We start from the raw sequence: 1,921 nt of genomic DNA on the forward strand, positions 1-1,921 counted from the left end.
TTGCAAAAACCGTTCTCCAGCTACGGAGATTGAAAGTTTTTTATCTATAGGATTTAAGTTACACTTCCCATTATTATGAAGACCTGTACTATGGGATGAGCTTCTTTGTGGGAAGAGTTTAATAGAGTTGATGTAGGAAAATAATTTGGTGGTGAGTGATGCCTTCCCTATCTGTGGATGTGAAGAGTGAGATTGCCAGGCAGGCGCTAATTGGTGCACTGAGTAGGGAGCAGACTCTTTCTAGGAATGCCATAAGTAGAACGAAGAAACGGCTGAAAGAATATGAGTGGAGGTACGGAATGAGGACGGAAGAGTTTTACGAGAGGTTTAAGTCCGGTGAACTTGGAGACATGGATGATTACGTCGATTGGGCAGGAGAATACGAACTCCTCAAACATGTAGAGGAGGAGGAAAGGGAAATCGCTAGGATGCTTGAACAATGCATACAGTAAGCGAATATTTTTCTCGCGTTAAGAATATTCTGAGTAAACACCCTATAATAATTGAAGAAGAGATATTTTTGAAGTTAAAACCAATACTGCAGGCACTGTAAAGGGTAGACTCGCTTTCACCGATGGGAGCAAACTTGAATTTGCAGAATATATTGTTGTAAGAGAAGAAAGAGTGAACAAGATTAGGTATAAGTACACTTGGCTTAGGGGGGGATGCTGTTTTAACACGATGGGATAATGCTCCACACCACTCAGAGTTAGAAACGTATCCGCATCACAAACACACAGCTACAAGAGTATGGAAATGCTCCGAAACTTCACTCGCCTCAATTCTTGAAATCATAGAAAAGAAGCTAACATCAACACGAACTGACTGAAAAATCATGAGAGAAGAACCAAGTAAACTTGTAAATCCATTATGTTGAAGGGGGCATATCGACTAGGACAGATTTAATTATGGAAAAACTACATCAAAATTGAAATGGTGATGAGTTCGCCAAATTTGAAACGAAATTTTTAATAGAAAAGCATTCCGCGAATTCTCGCATGAAAAGGCTGAGTAGTTGAATAATACTGAGAAAGTGAAGGAAGAGAGTGTGAATAAGTGAAGGAAATAGAAGACTCGCCGAAAGTAAAGAAGTTTTTAAAGGATTTAGAGTAGAGGTTCCGTTATGAACAGAAAGGAAGCAGAGAAGGTGGTAAGAATACTGCTTGCAGCCGATGGTGGATGCGAGTATTGCGTATCAAGTCTGCTGAAGTTATTCTGCGAAAACTTCCCCCAATTTAAGGAACTTGCGCAAGAAGCTTTTAGAAACAGGTTTAACAGGGAACTTGAGGATTTCATAAAAGAAAAAGAGCTTAATGGAAGGAGATAGATACATGGAAGATTTAAAGACTCTATGGAGGGAGACCGAGGAATTTGTTGAGGAACAAGAGAGACGGATTGCCGAAAAATACATCCATTTCCTTCGCAAAGTAGCAGAAGCCTACATTAGAAGCGGAAAACGAGTATTTTTCAAGGAGAACAAAGTGGTTCATTATGGAGAAGGAGGATTCGGGTGGATGATTATCGAATCTCAGGACGACCCGCACCAAGTTTTCGGTAGCTATATCCTCGAAATCCACTTTGAAACACAAATAAGCGAGAGAGAAAAAAGAGGCTATAAAGAGATCACAGAGCAAAATATCGAAGAAATTAAATACGAAATTTAGAATCACAAAGATGCAAAAATTCAAATGGAAAACGGAATTTAAGAAAACAAGGAACCCTTTCCTTTCCAAACGAAAGAATCTTAAATAGGTTGAGTTCCCCCGATACTTGACGTCTTATTATTATTTCGTCGCCGACAACTATGACTTTGCATGGTCCGTTATCAGGTAACTTTGCCTTCTCAAGAAACTCCTTTGAAGGGTATACAACAGTAGGAAGATTTAATACTAAATAATACCATATATGGCTATGTGGTACT

The 1,921-nt window shown here is 39.2% G+C and carries 5 protein-coding genes; 4 read left to right on the top strand and 1 reads right to left on the bottom strand.

Annotation, left to right across the window (positions count from 1 at the left end; translation table 11 throughout):
* The first annotated feature begins 299 nt into the window (after positions 1-299).
* From ACUVXA_RS20350 to ACUVXA_RS20365, 4 genes are all read left to right on the top strand, one after another.
* Positions 300-452 (top strand): hypothetical protein, encoded by a 153-nt coding sequence (locus ACUVXA_RS20350; protein WP_445873123.1) that lies wholly within the window; start codon positions 300-302, stop codon positions 450-452.
* Positions 453-640: 188 nt separating this feature from the next.
* Entirely contained in the window at positions 641-829 is a 189-nt protein-coding gene (locus ACUVXA_RS20355) for a toxin-antitoxin system TumE family protein (protein WP_445873127.1), read from the top strand.
* 294 nt (positions 830-1,123) lie between these two features.
* On the top strand, positions 1,124-1,327 hold the full coding sequence (locus ACUVXA_RS20360; RefSeq protein ID WP_445873124.1) for a hypothetical protein: 204 nt from the start codon (positions 1,124-1,126) through the stop codon (positions 1,325-1,327).
* Positions 1,328-1,331: 4 nt separating this feature from the next.
* Entirely contained in the window at positions 1,332-1,664 is a 333-nt protein-coding gene (locus ACUVXA_RS20365) for a hypothetical protein (protein WP_445873125.1), read from the top strand.
* Here ACUVXA_RS20365 and ACUVXA_RS20370 read toward each other — a convergent pair.
* On the bottom strand, positions 1,648-1,921 hold a 274-nt coding region (locus ACUVXA_RS20370), incomplete at its 5' end, for a hypothetical protein (RefSeq protein ID WP_445873126.1). The two genes, ACUVXA_RS20365 and ACUVXA_RS20370, sit on opposite strands and share 17 nt — an antisense overlap.

It is taken from the genome of Candidatus Jordarchaeum sp., assembly GCF_052745115.1.